The following is an 876-nucleotide window of genomic DNA, read 5'->3' as shown; positions in this document are numbered from 1 at the left end:
CGGCGACTCCTACGATAATGCGATGGCAGAGAGTATCAACGGGTTGTACAAAACGGAGGTTATCCACCGCGGGAGCTGGAAAAACCGGACGGAAGTGGAGTTGGCCACGCTGGACTGGGTGGACTGGTACAACAACAGAAGGCTGCTCGGGCGGCTGGGTTACATCCCTCCTACTGAAGCCGAAATGAACTATTACGCTTTGCAATTAGCATCAGAGGAAGCGGCGTAGTATTGCCAAAATTACTCTCTAATAAACTCGGGGTTATTCACTTTGATGGCCACCGTCGGCAAAGCCGATATGTTCATACACTTCATCGCTCAAGACATAGATTTCCCGCTCGGCAATGGCCTGCCAAAGCTGCTGGAAATCTTCCGCCTGCCAGACGCTGGCCGAGGGATTATGCGGCGTGTTGAGGATAACCAGCCGGGTACGCTCGCTCAGCACTTCGCCAAACTGCGTCCAGTCAACGCGAAACGCCGGGGGCTGCAGTGCAAGACGACGCGTGACGCCGCCGGCCAGCTCGACCGCCGGCCCGTAGCTGTCATAGCTGGGATCGAAGCAGACAACCTCGTCTCCCGGCCGCACCAATGCGCTGATGGCGGCGAACAGAGCCTCGGTCGCGCCGGCGGTGACGGTCACCTCAGCATCGGCGTCGGGACGCCAGCCGTAAAGCTGCGCGGTTTTATCGGCGATGGCTTCGCGCAGCGGCGCGACGCCGGTCATCGGAGCATATTGATTGGCACCTTGGCTTATATCTTGATCATTGACTTTCAAAGGTTAATGATCCCCAACTGATCATTGGGATGTTACCGGTGAGTTTGTACTCTGCCTTAAGCTTACAGCTTGTACGTCAGATTAAACCCTGGTGACATATT

Annotated in this window: 1 protein-coding gene and 1 pseudogene; one reads left to right on the top strand and one right to left on the bottom strand. The window is 56.1% G+C overall.

Annotation, left to right across the window (positions count from 1 at the left end; all coding sequences use genetic code 11):
• Nucleotides 1-229: integrase core domain-containing protein (locus CINSTRO3249_RS16095; protein WP_143146879.1), on the top strand; the 229-nt coding region annotated here is incomplete at its 5' end.
• 39 nt (nt 230-268) lie between these two features.
• On the opposite strand, the pseudogene CINSTRO3249_RS16090 reads toward CINSTRO3249_RS16095, so the two are convergent.
• Nucleotides 269-754: pseudogene (locus CINSTRO3249_RS16090) on the bottom strand (aminotransferase class I/II-fold pyridoxal phosphate-dependent enzyme); the annotation flags it as partial.
• Between the last annotated feature and the right edge of the window lie 122 nt (nt 755-876).

Origin of the sequence: Candidatus Sodalis sp. SoCistrobi (assembly GCF_900143145.1) — a bacterium.
GTDB lineage: Bacteria > Pseudomonadota > Gammaproteobacteria > Enterobacterales > Enterobacteriaceae > SoCistrobi.
The sequence above is the reverse complement of the archived record's forward strand: the minus strand, read 5'-3'. Positions and strand labels throughout refer to the sequence as shown.